Genomic DNA, 17,215 nt, shown 5'->3' with positions numbered 1-17,215 from the left:
GAGCAGCGCCGAACCTTGCGCCCGACAGTCCGGGCGCATCGGCGGTATCAGTCGCTGGAGGCATGTATCAGAGTACCCAGACCCTGATCAGTAAACAGTTCCAGCAAGACGGCATGTTCTACGCGGCCATCAATGATGACCACGCTTCTGACGCCCGCAGCCACAGCATCCAGAGCGCACTGGACCTTGGGAAGCATGCCGCCATAAAGAGTGCCTTCCTCGATCAGTGCTGCAATATCCTTTGGCGTCAACCCGGTGAGTAGCTCGCCCTTCTGGTCGAGAATGCCCGGTGTATTGGTCAGCAACAGCAGTCTTGATGCGTTCAGTGCAATGGCAATGCTACTGGCAACCAGATCCGCATTGATGTTGTAACTGGCGCCATTGGCATCGGTGCCGATGGGGGCAATAACAGGAATGATGTTGTTGTCCACAAGCTGGTTGAGCATGCCGGTGCGAATATGTTTGACCTCGCCCACAAAGCCCAGTGAGACGTCCGGTTTACCCGGTAGGCGCATCGGCGTGGCTTCGATCATGGTGGCATCTTTGCCCGTCAGTCCGATAGCCCGCCCGCCGACCTGATTAAGCAAAGAGACGATGCTCTTGTTGACCAGGCCGCCCAGAACCATCTCCACCACTTCCATGGTGGCTGAATCGGTGACGCGCATGCCATCGATGAACTGGCTCTCTATCGCCAGGCGATTGAGCATTTCTCCGATTTGCGGTCCACCGCCATGAACCACGATGGGGTTGATGCCGACCTGCTTCATCATGACCACATTCTGCGCAAACGAGCGCTTCAGGGTCTCATCAGTCATGGCGTTGCCCCCATATTTGATGACAACCGTCTGGCCGCTATAGCGTTGCAGGTAAGGTAGCGCCTCGTTCAGAACGCGCGCGGTATCAGCGGGGCTGCGAGCGCTGTTCTTGGTGTCAGACTCTGTGTCTTTGGACATTGCCGGATTCTCGGGTAGTGTCATCAGAAAGGGATGGCAATACTACTGTCAGTGGCCTGTATGGCCTTGCGAAATTCGTTCTGGATACGATCCATCGCCTCATCCGTTTGTGCTTCGAAGCGGATGACCAGCGAGGGTGTCGTATTGGATGCGCGCACCAGAGCCCAACCATCGGGGTAGTCTGCGCGAATACCATCAATTGTTGTCAGTGTTGCGCCTTCAAACTGGTTTGCGGCAGAAAACTTCGCCATGAATTCATGCTGGTCGCCGTCGTTTTTCAGCGCAACATGCAGTTCTGGCGTATTGATACTATCGGGGATGGCCCCGAATATTTCACTGGCGCTTCTGTCTGTTTTTGACAGAATTTCCAGTAGTCGAGCAGCGGCATAGAGTGCATCGTCAAAGCCATACCAGCGCTCCTTGAAGAACACGTGTCCACTCATCTCGCCGCCCAGCAGGGCGCCCGTCTCCTTGATGCGGGCCTTCATGAAAGAGTGCCCGGTTTTCCACATATCGGGTACACCACCGGCCTCTGTAATAGCACTGGGAAGTACTCTGGAACATTTGACGTCATAGACAATGCGGGCGCCAGGATTGCGCTCCAGAACATCACGGGCGAACAGCACCATTTGCCGATCGGGCCAGATGACGTTGCCCTTGTCGTCAACAACGCCGACCCGATCCCCATCACCGTCAAAGGCGAGACCGACTTCATGTTTCTCATCCTTGACGAGTTGGATCAGGTCGACCAGATTCTCAAGCTTTGCCGGGTCTGGATGATGATTGGGAAAGTTGCCGTCCACCTCGGTGAACAACGCTGAGCTTTTGCAATTCAAACCGTCGAATAGCTGAGGTGCCGCAGCCCCCGCGACACCATTGCCACAATCGTAGGCAATGCTCATGGGGCGAGCGAGTTTGACATCCCCCAGAATCCGGTCCAGATAATCCTGCAGAATATCCTGCACGCTCAGCTTGCCATTCGTCTCGCTTGTATGCAGATTGTCTGTCACCAGGCGTGTGTGCAAGGTAGTAATACTGTCGCCAAATAATGCTTCGCCATCAACGACCATCTTGAGGCCGTTGTATTCAGGTGGATTATGGCTGCCGGTGACCATGACACCAGTACCGGTATTCAGGTGGTAGGTGGCAAAGTAGAGTACCGGCGTAGGTACCATGCCGATGTTGACGACATTGACGCCGGTGCTCTGAATGCCTTTGCTCAAGGCTTCGATCAGTGCCGGTCCGGACAGGCGGCCATCACGGGCAACGACCACGGTGTCAATCTTGCGATCAACGCACTCGGAACCAAAGGCGCGGCCAATCTGTTCAACCGCGGCAGGGGTCAAGTTGTCTGTGACCACACCGCGGATGTCATAGGCCCGGAAGATGCTGGAAGAGATGTTCATATCTGTATTTTTCCGGGTGCCAATATTGTAAGCGCGCTACGCAACAGCGTACGGTTCGGCAATTTGAAAATCAGTTTTTTCCTGTGGAGCCAAAGCCACCGGTGCCACGCGATGTGCTGTCAAAGTTGTCGACACGATTGAAGGTGACTTGCGCCACCGGCACGATGACCAATTGGGCAATGCGTGCACCTACCTCGATATCAAATGCTTCGGTGCCTCGATTCCAGCAGGAAACAAACAGCTGTCCCTGATAGTCAGAATCAATAAGGCCCACCAGATTGCCGAGTACGATGCCGTGCTTGTGGCCCAGGCCCGAACGCGGCAGGATCATGCCTGCATAGCCGGGGTCAGCAATATGGATGCACAGGCCGGTAGGGATCAGTTCGGTGCTGCCAGGCATCAGAGTCAGAGTTTCCTGCACACAGGCACGCAGATCCAATCCTGCAGAACCAGCACTGGCGTATTCTGGCAGCGCTATGGTGTCGCCGATGCGCGGGTCAACGACGGTGTAATCAACGCTATTCATCATGTAGTTTTTCTTGCGCTCATTTGCTGGCCGATAATGTCCAGCAGTGAGTGAGCGACTGATTGTTTAGTGGCTGAAGGAATATGTTCGTGACCGTTATCTGCTGGCCAGTACACATCAAGTGCATTGGTGTCAGAGCTGAAGACTGGGTTGTCGGCCTGTCCGACATGGTTGGCTGCAATCATGTCGAGTGCCTTTTTCTCCAGTTTGCCGCGAGCGTGAACCTCCACGTTTTCTGTTTCTGCTGCAAAACCGACAACGAACGGACGGTTGGGAAGATCGGCAACGCTTTTCAGAATGTCCGGGTTGCGCACCAGCGTCAGGGTCATCTCTGTACTGTTCTTCTTGATCTTCTGATCCATCACTTCGGTCAGTCGATAGTCTGAGACCGCGGCAACCGAGATGAACACATCAGCCTTGTCGACCTGGCTCATGACTGCCTTGAGCATCTGTTCGGCAGAGACCACATCGATACGCTTTATATCTGAATGGGCCTGCAGCGCGACCGGACCTGCAACCAGCGTGACCATCGCGCCGGCCAGACGTGCAGCTTCGGCCAGTGCAAAACCCATTTTTCCCGAGCTGTGGTTGCTGATGTAGCGAACCGGATCGATGGCCTCGCGTGTCGGGCCTGCGGTGATCAGTAGTTGCTTGCCTGCGAGCGGGCCATTGTTGGCGGTGGGTGAGGGCTCATTGTTCATCGCGGCGATCATCTGGTCACGGATTTCCTCCGGTTCCAGCATCCTTCCCGAGCCCACTTCACCGCAGGCTTGTGCACCGGAGCCTGGCCCGAAGAAACTTACGCCGCGTTTACTCAGAATGGCGCAGTTATCGATGGTCGCCGGATTGCTCCACATCAGCCGGTTCATGGCGGGTGCAACGTGAATGGGAGCGTCAGTTGCCAGGCACAGGGTGCTTAGCAGGTCGCTGGCCATGCCATGTGCCAGCCGGGCCAGTGTATTGGCGCTGGCAGGCGCAATCAGAATGGCATCTGCCCAGCGTGCCAGCTCGATATGCCCCATGGCCGCTTCCGCCGCCGGGTCAAGCAGGTCCAGGTGCACAGGATTTCCGGTAAGCGCCTGGAACGTCAGTGGCTGCATGAACGCCTGAGCTCCCTGCGTCATGACCACCCGCACCGTCGCCCCTTCGTCTATCAGACGTCGGGCCAGAATGGCGCTCTTGTAGGCCGCGATTCCTCCGGAAACACCGAGGAGTATCTTCTTGTTAGTGAGTGTCGACATGGGAAAGCATGTTATCAGTTTGTCCTGTCCTTCTGACGCACCCCCGGGACCACAGTTCAGCTTTTATGTACTCAATGCGTGACCTGAGCGGGCGGGTGTGATCTACTGCAGATACCAATAAACGATCAACAAGGATGCTGATCATGACTATAAGGGACTGGCCGCTCAGCGAGCGGCCGCGCGAAAAACTGCTGCACCACGGCGCAAGCTCACTGAGCGATGCCGAATTGCTGGCCATATTCATACAAACAGGCACAGCGGGTAATTCCGCCATCCAGGTCGCTTTCAACGCATTGGAAGAGTTTGGCAGCCTGAGTAATCTATTGGGTGCCGATAAAAGAACCTTCTGTGCCGCACAAGGCTTAGGAGACGCCCGCTACTGCCTGATGCAGGCCGCTCTTGAGGTCAGCCGACGCAATGTCTTTGAAACGGTCATGCAGGGGGATGTACTCAGCTCGCCAGAGCATGTCCGCCATTACCTTGCCCTGCACCTGACAGGCTTGGGACATGAAGTTTTTGCAGGGCTTTTTCTGGACAATCGACATCGGGTGATAGAGTATCGGGAGCTGTTCAGGGGCACGATTGATTCGGCTGCGGTTTATCCCCGAGAGGTGGTTAAGCGGTGTTTGTCTAGTAATGCGGCTGCGGTTATTTTCGCCCATAACCATCCGAGTGGAGTGGCTGAACCATCTGATACGGATGTTCGATTGACCCGTAAATTGGTGGATGCGCTGGCGCTGATAGATGTTCGCGTGCTGGATCATTTGATTATCGGGCAGGGAGTGCAGACGTCGTTGGCGGAGCGGGGGTTGATGTAGGATTTGATATGCCAGCGGAGTGGCTTGCGCTCGGGGGAGCCACTTCAATAAGTGGGTGCAGATACTTTGGTTTCACTCTACACGTGTAGAGTGGATTGCCAGAAGTGCATTGGAAACCTCAGTGGCATTGGCTTGGTTGTGCTCCTTGTCAACAGATTGATTTTGCCGTACTCGATATCGTCCGTTACAGTCAAAAATGGTTGCTGTGGGTTGGGATTAGAAAGCCAAAGCGTAGTAATCAAGTCAACCTTTTCCTTGCATAATCAAATACGTGTACTTTATGTCAGAGCCATTCGCACTAATACTTCAAGTGCGCACCTTCACGGCTTCCAGAGACTAATGCGTGTACTAGCGCTAACCATAGTTCCTCGTGTCTTTGTCCGAAATAGTCTGCGTGAAGAAAACGTTGAGCTACGTGAGCTTCAATATCAACAGCAATGAGTCCATCGGTTTCAGGCAACCAGCGTGCTGTCAGAACACAGCGATTGTATGACGCCATAATCTGTTGCCAGGGTCTCTGTCCAGATTCCAGCAATAGGTGGGGCGATGTTTGATGATGAGCTCGCCCATTACAATCGCTGTATCCATTATCACGGAATAAATACGGTTACCATCTTGTTTGTTTGATGCAATCCATTGTCTTTCGTTATGAATAGCTTTGTCAAAGAACATAGGCCAGTGTTCACCGGACCACTGATACAACTGGGTCACTAGTGGATCGGGGGATGTAGCATTCATACCAGCGCGAACATCAATATCAAAGCCTGTCAGTAAGTCAGCTAACACGTCGATGCGTGACGCTTTGTTTGTCAGGAAATAGTCGAAATTGGCGTCGGCTTGAGCGTCGGTAAGCTTGCACGCAGGTGCTGCGAAAGGCTGCTCGTAACATGGGTAGTCGATAAGTCGGTCAACCGGCTTTTTTTAAAGAACGTAAAGGCCAAAGTCATCTACCCTTTAATCATTTGAACCAGCTTTTGATTGTATCAAAAGCCGCTTTGCTAATTGCTGGCCGATTGCAACGTCGCCATGACGCCTTGGCCACGGCGGCGGCTCAATGCCACGCGAATGCATTAACGCCTGACACTTCTGTTACCAGGCGTTTGCCTCTGGATACGCCGTTGAATAATAGCGCTCCGATCCACTAGACACTATCATCGTAAAAAATGAACTGTCCTTCAAACGAGCCGCTGACGGTTGAGCCATCATCAAGGACCACATCAAAGCGCATGTTGGCGATATCATCAGAAACCCTTGTGAAAGAAATAGTGCCGCTAATGACGTCAAATTTTTCGTTTTCATCGCTTGATATCTCACCGTTCGAGTTGAGATCGATTTCGAACTCACCGTCGTTGGCAAAATATTGTCCGGCAAACTGAGCATTGTTTTGCTCGTCTACATCATCAGATACAAAGTTAGATGATGCTGTTTCTAAACGAGTATCCACCGGCACAAAAAGACTGGCACAAAAGGACACTGTCTCATCATTTGGATACCACGAAACTCCGCCTCCACCCAGCCCTATGCTCGTGTTGTAGTGAAGCTCGAAAGAGGCATCGGCGATACAGATATTGTGCTGATCATGACTGCGCCCCCCATTACGATAACCGCTATAAACGCGTTCAAACCCATGCGTCAATCCATAGCCAACGCCACCATAGGCCAGTGCATTACTTCCAGCCGGTGCCGCCGACGCATCAGGCACCACAGTCTGCCCGCCTTGCCGTGCACATGACAACTCAAGCGTTTGAGCAACGACCAGACTCATATGCTCACTGTCCGTAAAATTGATATCCGAAAGTTCGTTCTGCACACCCGAGGCGGTCACAAATATGGATGCCGATGTGGCTGTATTAGTCTGCCAGGTAAAACCCGAAGTCACGGTCGGATTGGCCCGATCATTTTCAACCCCAGTGCCATCAGACATCAGTCGATACTCAAGAGTAGCACTGCCATCGGCGACCACACATTCCCAGTACTCGGCATCATTATCTGCTGAGCTACCCGTGATCAGGGCCGAGCGTAGTGTGGATGAATCCATCGGGTCTGCAAATGATATGCTGCCACCATTTCCGCCAGAATCAGATGAACTGCAAGCCTGTACCCCGGCGACAAGAAGTCCTAAAGCCAGTGTGCGAAAAGACGCTAAGAATGAAGAGTAGGTATTTTTCATGAACTAGATCCGTTGTTAAAAATGTTGAATATCTTGTCGATTTGAATTGATTTGCACTCTTGTTCAATTCAAACAAGCTCCACTCCTTGGTGGAACTCCAGTGCTGGGTGGCGACATCGGTGATGTTCAAGCGGCTTAAGATTTTACGAATGCCGATAGCCACTCGCCGGTCTCAGTCCAGCGTGCTGCTATATATTTTTTTCCTTGCCACCACTCGATATATTTGTCACTGGCCGCCTCCACACGTTCTGCCTCGGATGATTCTGGCTTGAGCTGTGAGATACGTTGGTAACCCATCTGTGAGTAGGGTTTGGCACCAAGATCCATGTACTGCTGAAAAAGTGCAGCTCGCTCTAGATGAATTTCAAATGAGCTTGCAGGAATATGCTGAAATTCGCCGTTTTCATCCATAGTCTGATCGAAGGATGGATGTGAGTCGGCAGCTTCGATGGTCCAGAGTCCATCTGCCTCATCTCGGTAGGCTTCCACTTCGAATGGTCGGCCATTCATGAGCGAGTATCTCGTGTCGGCGTGCTTGAGTCCCCATGTCGTTCCGCCTTCTCCCAGGGTTTCACAATAACCTGCATATCGATCATGGAAGTCCAGCCATACCTCAAGCACAGGATAACCGTGATCAATGAGCGCTTGTCTGACATCGGCAACGGGCACCGGCACTCGTCTTTCCAATGAGCCAAGATACTTCTGTGCTCGTTCTGTCAGTTCAGGCATCGTTGTGTTGAGTCTTGAAACCTTCAATGAACGCTTTAAAGGCTGGCATGGCTGCATCAAATGCCTCAGGTGATGTGGTGCCTGTTATGACGAAAGCGGTGCGTTGATCATCAACAATTGCAAAGACGTAAGTCTGTACTTGTGCGACGCGCTGCTGGCCGACAGTGAAGCTGTGTAATCGCTGATATAGTTTGCGCCCGTTGAGGCTTACTTCGCGTTCATCGGCGATGTCCAGTGATTGCACCTCTGTTGCCAGAGTGGCCAGCTGGCTTTGTGCAAATTGCGTCACGGACGTTGTGCTGTCCACCGGTTGTTGTGTGACCACGATGTTACTGGCAAAGCCGTCGCTTGCAACAGGTCCTACAAGGGTCAGTGTTGAACGATCTTGCCAGCCGTCAGGCTGGACACTGTCAAAGCCATTGGCCTGGAAGGTTTTCATGTTTTACAGATTACCATCCGAACGCTGACGAGAGGGATTGTCCCCACCTTTCGACGGTGTCGGATACGGCCGATGCAGCTGATCCGATCGCATCACCTGCGGCCTCTACCGCGCGACCTCCGGCATCTATAGTGGTGGTGACGCCGCTGGCAACGGCGTCAGTGATACCTGATGCACGTAATCCCTTGTCAGCGGCCCAGCCCGCAGCCATGCCGACACCAAAACCAACAACCCCGCCCACGACAGTGCCTGCGACAGGGATGATGCTGCCAATTGCTGCACCGGCCAATGCGCCTGCCGAGCCTGCTGCAAGGCCGGTGGCAGCTTCAGCCGTAACGGTTCCGATTGCTTCGGATCCTGATACCTCACCACGTTGCCATGCCTGAACCTGGTCAACGGATGAGAAGCCTGCACCAATGACAGCGCCTGCAACGCCAGCGCCTGCGATACGCGAACTCATGACGCGAGTGGTTGTTCCAGCACCTTGCTGCAGCGCTGCCCCAGCGCGTGATTCAACAAAACGTGCCACTGAGTTCTCTATCATTTCGCCCGTGGCACCTGTAGCCGCGGCAACACCTGTATCCGTGGCAATGGTCGCCACGTCCTCGGTAGTGACACCGTCACGCAAGTTCTGGAAGCTGCTTATCCCGAAGCCTGCAAGAGCCCCGGTTTGTGCTCCGCGGCGCGCGCTGGAGAGATCACTATTCGCAAATGCGTACCTGGGTGTGTCGGTTGCAACCGACACATCGTTGGCGGCTGCCTTGGACACGGAGTAGTCGGCAGGGGAGTCGCCAGCCAGGTTCTGTACGCCATCAGTCAATTGGGTGCAGTTCGCGCAACGGTGCGCAACTTCACCGATTGTCATGCCGCCTTTCTGACTGGATTTTGTCCATGCCGTTTGTAGCGTCATGCTGGGTAAATCAGCTTCTGTTACTGCACGGGGGGTGCCGGTACTCTGGTTGTGAGTTTCGCGACTCCACAGTGCGTCGTTGAGCGCATGCACTTCTGCATGGTTGCCTTGCCAGCTGTTGTGAGCCCTGGAATAGTCCATGTTGTCCAGACGTTGCTGAAGCACAGGATGGGCGCTTTCCCTGCTCAACGGGGCTTTGGAGTTGGTTCCAGTTGTTATCTTGCCGGTTACGTTGTCAAAGACAGCCGCGGAAACCACTGATTTGTTGCCTAGCCCGTCAGCAACAATCTGATCATTGAATGTCGATGATGCATTTCTGGTGCGTATCTCGGAACTTGCAAATATACCGTTGTTCGATCCGATTACCCCGGCAACTACACTCCCGACTTCAACGTCACTGAAACTGATCTCAGGCTCTGGCTTCGCGATAGCCTGTGGTTGGCTATCAGCTGCCGATTGAACTGTCGGAGCCTGGTGTTCGCCACGGGCTCGATCCAGTTCTGTTGTTTGATTACGCAGGGTATCGGTGGTGCTTGTGCTTGAGTTGTCTGTATCCCAGTCTGAGCTGCGTGAGTTCCGGGAATCGTCGTTAGTGGCGAATGTTGAGTTGTCGGTATCCAGGCCCGAGCCGGATGAGGACCAATCGCTTCCACTACCGCTGCTATCGGAGTACGAATTGCCGCTACTGCTGGACGGAGAGCTTGACCGACCTGTCCCGCTGACATCCATCTTTTTACTCCGCTGTTACACACATTTCGGATTATATGTGGAAATAGCGAGTGTGCCTATTAGGGTAAACCCTAGTGGTTCGATCGGGAAATAAGATGATACTCAGACGGTTTTTTCGAGTAATGGCGCCTGAGGCCGAAATACGCTTGAAAAACCCGGGTTTCTTGCATTCATCACCAAAAACGATTCCAGTAAGACCTCTTGATTTAGTTAGTTTTTTCTCAGAAGCTCCCTGCTTCACGGGCTTGATATCACGTTTAGCAATTTTTTTCCGCGTTGTCAATTATGGATCCGTATTTACTAACGTCCGCTTGACTGTTCTTCACCAACGACATTGATTTCAGGTATTCGCGAGATTTATCCATCTGCGCGAAAAACCTCGTCCTTCAGGGCGGGGATGGATAGGTGCGCCCGGCATGGGTGCGATCTTGGAGGTGAAAGTCCTCCCGGAAGCTGACCACAGCGACCGAAGTGAAGCACAACTGCGCAAGGGTGACCAAGCGTGGGGAGGAAGTGTATAGCGAAACCACGAGCCGATGAACAAGAACCGAATATTGAGGCATTATCAATCAGGGCGAGCGGGCACGTCATCGCGAAGCTCTTGTGGTCAAAGGGAGATAATGTAGATTCGGCGGTTGTGTGGGGAAGGATTGCAGTCTTACCCGGGGAGATCTCACCTTGTGCCTGAAAGGGCGACGATCGTATGGTCGGAGTGAGAAGTCAGCAGAGGCCATAGTAGTCGTCATCATGCGATGAAGGGCTAAACGAGAAGGAGAGCTAGAAGACGTTGACGCTCGACAAAGCAAAGCACCAGAAACTCGGGAGACCGAGGCGCAGTGAGAGACGAACGGGTGAAGCCCGAAAGCTTTCTGCGCGCGGTGAAGCGGTGTCGGTGCCTCAACGAACCGAAGGCTTGGGGCGGGAGAATCTGCTTGAGCAGGCGCTCTCGCGAGAGAACATGGTGGAGGCGTGGAAACGCGTCAAAGCCAATAAAGGTAGTGCGGGCGTAGACGGTCTTTCAATCACTCAAACGATTGAATATCTTCACACCCAGTGGCCAGTGATCCGGGATGAATTGCTGCGCGGTAGTTATCGGCCATCGGCCGTGCGACGCGTGGAAATTCCGAAACCGGGTGGAGGCTCCAGGGAATTGGGGATACCGACGGTCCACGCGAACTACACCTGATACCAATTCCAGTTTGGGATGTGTCACGGTAACTCATCCCTTCCATCCATTGACCCAGCAACGTTTTGATGTCCTGAAGCGCCGTCGCGTATCGGGCGTGGAGACGTTGATTATTCGTCACCCTGAGCGCGGCACTCTGGCCGTTGCGCAAGAGTGGACAGACTGGGAGCCGCTAAGCGAATTAGCCTCACCGGGTGTGATCCTGGAGTTTGATTCGCTGCTGACTCTTGCCACGCTGGTACGTCAACTGACCGAGTCCGACGGAGTTGACGAATGATTTCATGTAGACTATTATCTGGGCAGTCATATACGTGGTCCGACAACTATGCAGGATATTTCGACCACTCAACTCAGGCGCCGGCGCAAGCAACTGTTACGCAAAATCCCACCGTTGGATACTGTTCTACGTGGCTCGCTGATCGAACGCTACAAACGTTGCGGCAAACCAAACTGCAAGTGCGCTACTGGCCAGGGACACGGCCCGAAGTACTACTTGTCGATCAGCCGCACGGGGGCACGCCCCGCCATGGATTACGTCCCACAAGACACTCAGCCGCAAGTGGCCGAGTATCTTGCCAACTATCGCGAGATCCGCGACAGGCTCGATCAATTGTGCGCGATCAATCAGGAGTTGTTGCGCCGTCGGGAACGGTTTTAGGTGCTGGCGGTGAGTGCCTCATCTACCACGCTCACCGCCACCTTCGATACCACTGCCGCCGCAACACTGATGGCCAACATGCTAGAGGCCTGGTTGCGCGAGCCCATCGATTCCTGCCGCCCTGTGGAGGAGTGTACCGATGAGCACGAAGTTGACAGAACAGCATCTTCAGCGACAGGCGTACGTGTACGTGCGTCAATCGACGATGGGCCAAGTGAGATGGCATCAGGAGAGCACGGAGCGCCAGTATGCTCTGCGCGACAAAGCGATTGGAATGGGTTGGACGACAGAACAGATAGTGACACTGGACGGGGATCTGGGTGTGTCGGGAGCACAGACCACAGGTCGCAACGATTTCAAACGACTGGTGGCGGATGTGTCAATGGGGGACGTGGGAGCGGTGTTCGCTCTGGAGGCGTCGCGGTTGGCCCGCTCAAGTCTGGAGTGGCATCGATTGATCGAACTGTGTGCAATGACGCAGACGGCGGTTATCGACGAAGACGGTTGCTACGACCCGGGAGATTTCAACGATGCGTTGTTACTGGGGATGAAGGGAACGTTGGCACAGGCAGAATTGCATTTTCTGCGCGCGCGCCTCCAGGGTGGCAAACTGAACAAGGCCAGAAAGGGTGAGTTGAGGTTTCCGTTGCCGGTGGGTTTGTGCTTTGACGATCAGGATCGAACGGTACTCGACCCAGATGATGAGGTGCGAGGCGCGGTACACATGGTGTTCTCGTTGTTCAACGAGGTTGGTACTGCCTATGGCGTGGTCCATCGTTTTGGTGACAAGGGGTTAAAATTCCCCAAGCGTTCATACGGCGGCGCATGGGACGGCAAGCTGATCTGGGGGCCGCTGTGTGAGTCTCGCGTCCTATCAATTCTATCGAACCCCACTTATGCTGGTGCCTACGTATACGGACGCTATCAGTCCAAAAAGCAGGTTGATGCCAATGGTGAGATTCAAACCCGGTCCTGCGAAGTACCCATGGAGTCATGGCGCGTCAATTTACGCGATCATCATGAGGGCTATGTTAGCTGGGATGAATACCTGCAGAATCGAGAGCGATTGGATAGGAATCGAACCAACAGTGAGCAGACATTGTTGAGCGGTGCGGCACGAGAAGGCCTGGCTATGCTGCAGGGCTTGCTACTGTGTGGTTGTTGCGGCCGTAAACTCACCGTTCGCTACAAAGGCAACGGCGGCATCTATCCGCTCTATGAATGCAACTGGCGCCGACGAGAAGGTGTTGCAACAAAGTCTTGTATGTTTGTTCAGGCAAACGTTCTGGACCCGGTGGTCTGTGAAGCGGTGTTGGCAGCGATGATTCCTGCACAAGTGGAACTGGCTGTGGAATCGGTGCGTCAACTGCAAGAGCGCGACCAGTCGGTGGGGCAACAATGGCAGCGAAGAATCGAACGTGCTGGCTATGAAGCACAGCTGGCACAACGGCGTTACGAGGAAGTGGACCCGTCGAACCGTCTGGTTGCATCGACGCTAGAGCAGCGCTGGAACAATGCACTGGAGGAGTTGCAAAAACTCGAAGAACAGTACGCGCAGTTCCACTCAAAAGAGGCGTGCATTGTCAGTGATGAACAGCGCCAGATGGTGTTGGCCTTAGCAAAGGATCTGCCGCGTTTATGGAATGCGAAAACAACCTCGTCTAAAGATAAAAAGCGTATGTTGAGGCTTTTGATTAAGGACATCACCGTCGAAAAACGACGGGAAGAGCGCCAAGCGATTCTGCACGTACGTTGGCAAGGTGGTGCGACGAATGACATCGTCGTGCAGCTGCCAGCGCCTATCGCTGAGCAGCTACGTTATCCAGCCGAGATGGTTGAAAAAATCAGAGCGTTAGCCTGCACGATGAGGGACAAAGACATTGTCGCTGAACTCAATGCACAAGGACTGCGAAGCCCAAAAGGCAAGAAGTTCACGGCACCCATGATCTCGTGGGTTCGTTACCGACATCGGATTCCCTGCGCTGATCTAAAACGATCTAATGAGCTAACCGTCAACGAGGTAATGGTACGCTTCGGTATCAGCCGCAACGTCGTCTACTACTGGATAGAGTGCGATGTTGTTGAGGCTCGACAACTTGAACACGGAACGCCTTACTGGATCACGCTCACACGAAGCAAAGAAAAGGAGCTCGAAGACTGGGTGAGAAACTCAACCCGAATAGATACCCCGGTCAATCCCTAACGCCAACTGCACGAGGTGCATTATGAAACCACGGTCCCCACCGTCATTGATCGCCTGATCCAGCAGGCACTGTTGCAAGTACTGCAACCCCTGCTTGACCCGACGTTCTCAAAGTTCAGCTACGGCTTTCGCCCAGGTCGAAGTGCCCATGATGCTGTGCTCCATGCACAGCAGTGTGTGCAACAAGGCTATCAGGTGGTGGTTGATGTGGATCTTGAGAAATTTTTCGACAGGGTTAATCACGACGTTCTCATGGACCGGCTGAGTAAGCGAATCGACGATAAGGCCGTTCTTCGGTTGATTCGACGATTTCTTCGAGCTGGCGTCATGATCAACGGCGTATTGGTGGAACGCTTGGAGGGAACCGTACAAGGCTCCCCTCTTTCACCGTTACTGGCTAATGTGCTGTTGGACGAAGTGGATCAGGCTCTGGAGAGGCGCGGACACAAGTTTGCCCGATACGCCGATGACTGCAATGTGTATGTTCGTAGTCAACGGGCGGGGGAACGGGTACTGCGCTCTCTTCGGAAGCTGTATGCAAAACTGCACCTTCGGGTGAACGAGGCAAAGACTGCAGTCGGGCCCGTGTTTGGTCGTAAGTTTCTGGGCTACTGCTTACGGCGGTGGAGTGGGAACACGGTTAAAATTGCGGTATCACCTTCGGCAATCGTCAAGTTCAAGCAGCGCATCCGGCAGATCACACGTCGCGTCGGTGGTCGCAGCCTTGTCCAAGTTGCGGTAGAACTTCGGAGTTTCATTCCCGGATGGAAGGCTTACTTTCATCTGGCACAAACGCCGAAAATCTTCCGTGATCTGGATGGCTGGATACGACGCCGATTGCGGGCTATCCAGCTCAAGCACTGGCGACGCGGCCGTACGGCGTATGACGCTTTACGTCGTCTCGGTGCCTCGCAGGAGTTGGCTAAGCTCATCGCTTGTTCTAGCAAACGTTGTTGGCACAACAGCCTTTCGGGATTGCACTTTATTCTATCAGTCAAATACTACGATGGCTTAGATGTACCTCGTCTCTCATGACCTCAACTTCTCGAACCGCCCGGTGCGGACCCGCATGCCGGGTGGTGTGGGAGGGGCCCGTCTTCGGTCGGCCCCTATCCCGATCGCGAGAGGCGAAGCCTCTCTGTTGTGTTAGCGCGGTGTTCGTTGCTGTTCGATGTATTGTCTGATCAGGCCAATCGGAGCTCCACCACAACTGCTGGCAAAGTACGAAGGAGACCATAGTGCATTACCCCACAGTTTGTTTTTGATGCTCGGATAATCTGCTTTTCTTACTCGGCGACTAGATACCCCCTTCAGACTGTTGACCAGGCCAGATACTGGCACCTTGGGTGGGTAGTTAACCAGAAGATGGACATGATCGTCTTCACCATTAAACTCCACCAGAGTGGCTTCAAAGTCTTCACATACCTTGGTGAAGGTGATCTTCAAGTCATCGAGAATTTTCTTGGTGAAGACATCACGACGATACTTTGTGACGAAGACCAAGTGGACATGCATAATAAATACACAGTGTCTTCCTGTGCGAATAGTCGTATCTTTGCTCATAGGCCAATAGTATAATAAATGCATGGAACGCCTTCAAGCCTACAAATTCGAACTACGTACCAACGGCGAACAACTGGGTAAGTTGCGACAGTTTGCCGGTAGTTGTCGATTTGTCTATAACAGGGCACTGGGTTTGCAGCAGGAGAACCACAAGGCAGGATTGAAGTATATAGGCTATGTGCCCATGGCCAATTGCCTGCCGAAGTGGCGAAAGGAAGAAGGCACCTGCTGGCTCAAGAATGCGCCGGCCCACCCGTTACAGCAGTCACTGCGGGATCTTGATCGTGCGTTTCAGAATTTCTTTGCCGGGCGGGCAGGATTTCCCCGGTTCAAGAAAAAAGGCGACGGCGATAGTTTTCGATACCCTGAACCCAAACAATTCAAACTGGATCAAGCCAACAATCGTGTGTTTCTGCCCAAACTAGGCTGGATTCGCTACCGCAACAGTCGAAAGGTGCTGGGTACGTTACGCAATATCACGATCAGTGAGCGTTGTGGCAAGTGGTTTTTTTCTGTGCAGACAGTACGCGAGGTGGAGGCGTCACAACACCCCTCCACGAGTTTGGTGGGTATTGATATGGGCATCAAGGTATTCGCTGCACAGAGTGACGGAGAGAATCATCTGCCGCTCAACAGCTTTGCAACGTATCAAAGAAAGCTTGCCCGGGAGCAACGCTCACTGGCGCGTAAAAAGAAATTTTCCAACAACTGGAGAAAGCAGAAAGACAGGGTTGCCCGACTATACCGACGTATTGCCAATGCCCGAGCCGACTATTTGCACAAGAAGACACACACCATCAGCAATAACCACGCAGTCGTGTGTATCGAAGATCTGAAAGTGGCCAATATGTCTCGTTCGGCGTCGGGTAGTCAGGCATTGCCGGGCAAGAACGTGAAGGCCAAGTCCGGTCTCAACCGTGCCATTCTGGACCAGGGGTGGGGCGAATTCCGACGTCAGTTAGGCTACAAGCTTGGTTGGGCAGGAGGAGAGCTGGTTGTCGTCCCGGCTCAGTACACGAGTCAGCAATGCTCTTGCTGTGGGCACATAGCGAAGGAAAACCGACAGAGCCAGACAGGTTTCTGCTGCCAGAGCTGTGGGTATTCGGACAACGCTGATACCAATGCAGCAAAAAATATAGAAGCGGCGGGACACGCCGTGTTGGCCTGTGGAGGGGATGTCAGACCTGAATTACGAGAGCATGTCATTCAGGCGGCCCCAGTGAAACAGGAACCCGCTGAAGCGATTTGGGCAATAGCCTGAACGCCGTAGGAATCCTCTTCCTTCAGGGGGAGAGGAGGATGTCAACAAAATCCCTGTCGACCACTGCCAGAGATTGCTGGTTGGCTAATGGAAATAGCAAAGTTAACATCACGCAGGTGACGAAAAAGTGGTGTCTGAACAGAAGTGCCTTACGCATCGTTAATTTTCCCCAAATCCAGTTGAGTTCTAACATTTGATGATTTCGCAATCTTGAGAATCGAGACAGTCGGATTCTCAATAAAACGCCGTAAACTCCATATCGTTCAGGAATATATTAACACCCTGAATGTGTTAGCAAAACGTCACCACGCCTATTTCCAGTAAGGCCAGCGATCATTACTGGCGGAAGATAGCACCGCGCAGTGTGTAGTTTTCGGTGACTTGTTCGGCAGCCTATTGCAGGCCATTTTTGATCAGCCCGGC

At 53.3% G+C, this 17,215-nt stretch carries 17 protein-coding genes; 7 read left to right on the top strand and 10 right to left on the bottom strand.

The window, feature by feature from the left end; all coding sequences use genetic code 11:
* Window positions 1-47 precede the first annotated feature (47 nt).
* From argB to coaBC, 4 genes are all read right to left on the bottom strand, one after another.
* The gene (argB, locus tag IMCC3135_RS32540; protein ID WP_088922201.1) at window positions 48-953 is read right to left on the bottom strand and encodes an acetylglutamate kinase; all 906 of its coding nucleotides are present in this window, start codon (window positions 951-953) and stop codon (window positions 48-50) included.
* 23 nt (window positions 954-976) lie between these two features.
* Window positions 977-2,359 (bottom strand): phosphomannomutase/phosphoglucomutase, encoded by a 1,383-nt coding sequence (locus IMCC3135_RS32535; protein WP_088921385.1) that lies wholly within the window; start codon window positions 2,357-2,359, stop codon window positions 977-979.
* Window positions 2,360-2,429: 70 nt separating this feature from the next.
* A complete protein-coding gene (dut, locus tag IMCC3135_RS32530) occupies window positions 2,430-2,885 on the bottom strand; it encodes a dUTP diphosphatase (RefSeq protein WP_335589304.1) in 456 nt (151 codons plus the stop codon).
* The gene (gene coaBC, locus IMCC3135_RS32525; RefSeq protein ID WP_088921383.1) at window positions 2,885-4,126 is read right to left on the bottom strand and encodes a bifunctional phosphopantothenoylcysteine decarboxylase/phosphopantothenate--cysteine ligase CoaBC; all 1,242 of its coding nucleotides are present in this window, start codon (window positions 4,124-4,126) and stop codon (window positions 2,885-2,887) included. The genes dut and coaBC overlap by 1 nt, the downstream gene beginning before the upstream one ends.
* Window positions 4,127-4,269: 143 nt before the next feature.
* Between coaBC and radC the strand changes: the two genes are divergently transcribed.
* Window positions 4,270-4,944, top strand: coding sequence for a RadC family protein (radC, locus tag IMCC3135_RS32520; protein WP_088922200.1), 675 nt, complete (start codon window positions 4,270-4,272; stop codon window positions 4,942-4,944).
* Between the two features lie 471 nt (window positions 4,945-5,415).
* Here radC and IMCC3135_RS34885 read toward each other — a convergent pair whose 3' ends face one another.
* From IMCC3135_RS34885 to IMCC3135_RS32495, 5 genes are all read right to left on the bottom strand, one after another.
* Window positions 5,416-5,730 (bottom strand): hypothetical protein, encoded by a 315-nt coding sequence (locus IMCC3135_RS34885; protein WP_088921382.1) that lies wholly within the window; start codon window positions 5,728-5,730, stop codon window positions 5,416-5,418.
* Window positions 5,731-6,085: 355 nt separating this feature from the next.
* A complete protein-coding gene (locus tag IMCC3135_RS32510) occupies window positions 6,086-7,114 on the bottom strand; it encodes a hypothetical protein (protein WP_088921381.1) in 1,029 nt (342 codons plus the stop codon).
* 135 nt (window positions 7,115-7,249) lie between these two features.
* The gene (locus tag IMCC3135_RS32505) at window positions 7,250-7,843 is read right to left on the bottom strand and encodes a hypothetical protein (protein WP_088921380.1); all 594 of its coding nucleotides are present in this window, start codon (window positions 7,841-7,843) and stop codon (window positions 7,250-7,252) included.
* The gene (locus tag IMCC3135_RS32500) at window positions 7,836-8,282 is read right to left on the bottom strand and encodes a DcrB-related protein (protein WP_088921379.1); all 447 of its coding nucleotides are present in this window, start codon (window positions 8,280-8,282) and stop codon (window positions 7,836-7,838) included. Before IMCC3135_RS32500 ends, IMCC3135_RS32505 begins: the two co-directional genes overlap by 8 nt.
* Before the next feature lie 10 nt (window positions 8,283-8,292).
* Complete coding sequence (locus IMCC3135_RS32495) at window positions 8,293-9,921, bottom strand: YwqJ-related putative deaminase (RefSeq protein WP_088921378.1); 1,629 nt, start codon at window positions 9,919-9,921, stop codon at window positions 8,293-8,295.
* Window positions 9,922-10,708: 787 nt separating this feature from the next.
* Here IMCC3135_RS32495 and IMCC3135_RS34880 point away from each other — a divergent pair.
* The 5 genes from IMCC3135_RS34880 (at window position 10,709) to ltrA (ending at window position 15,003) form a co-directional block, all read left to right on the top strand.
* Window positions 10,709-11,107 carry a hypothetical protein gene (locus IMCC3135_RS34880; RefSeq protein WP_205737821.1) on the top strand — a complete coding sequence of 133 codons (399 nt, stop codon included), beginning with the start codon at window positions 10,709-10,711 and terminating at the stop codon, window positions 11,105-11,107.
* A complete protein-coding gene (locus tag IMCC3135_RS35300; protein ID WP_169727559.1) occupies window positions 10,992-11,384 on the top strand; it encodes a DUF5372 family protein in 393 nt (130 codons plus the stop codon). Before IMCC3135_RS34880 ends, IMCC3135_RS35300 begins: the two co-directional genes overlap by 116 nt.
* A gap of 48 nt (window positions 11,385-11,432) precedes the next feature.
* Window positions 11,433-11,765 carry a DUF6788 family protein gene (locus IMCC3135_RS32475; RefSeq protein WP_088915884.1) on the top strand — a complete coding sequence of 111 codons (333 nt, stop codon included), beginning with the start codon at window positions 11,433-11,435 and terminating at the stop codon, window positions 11,763-11,765.
* A gap of 139 nt (window positions 11,766-11,904) precedes the next feature.
* Window positions 11,905-13,968 carry a recombinase family protein gene (locus tag IMCC3135_RS32470; RefSeq protein ID WP_088915885.1) on the top strand — a complete coding sequence of 688 codons (2,064 nt, stop codon included), beginning with the start codon at window positions 11,905-11,907 and terminating at the stop codon, window positions 13,966-13,968.
* Window positions 13,969-13,983: 15 nt separating this feature from the next.
* Window positions 13,984-15,003: a group II intron reverse transcriptase/maturase gene (gene ltrA, locus IMCC3135_RS32465; protein ID WP_236994703.1), complete on the top strand. Its 1,020-nt coding sequence runs from the start codon at window positions 13,984-13,986 to the stop codon at window positions 15,001-15,003.
* A 111-nt stretch (window positions 15,004-15,114) separates the two neighbouring features.
* Here the strand turns inward: ltrA and tnpA are convergent, their stop codons facing one another.
* Window positions 15,115-15,531, bottom strand: a complete 417-nt coding sequence (gene tnpA / locus IMCC3135_RS32460) for an IS200/IS605 family transposase (protein WP_088918610.1) — start codon at window positions 15,529-15,531, stop codon at window positions 15,115-15,117.
* A 22-nt stretch (window positions 15,532-15,553) separates the two neighbouring features.
* Between tnpA and IMCC3135_RS32455 the strand changes: the two genes are divergently transcribed.
* Window positions 15,554-16,792: an RNA-guided endonuclease InsQ/TnpB family protein gene (locus IMCC3135_RS32455; RefSeq protein WP_088921376.1), complete on the top strand. Its 1,239-nt coding sequence runs from the start codon at window positions 15,554-15,556 to the stop codon at window positions 16,790-16,792.
* Window positions 16,793-17,215: the final 423 nt, after the last annotated feature.

Source organism: Granulosicoccus antarcticus IMCC3135 (assembly GCF_002215215.1).
GTDB lineage: Bacteria > Pseudomonadota > Gammaproteobacteria > Granulosicoccales > Granulosicoccaceae > Granulosicoccus > Granulosicoccus antarcticus.
Note: the sequence above shows the minus strand (reverse complement) of the source record. Positions and strands in the feature narration are given on the sequence as shown.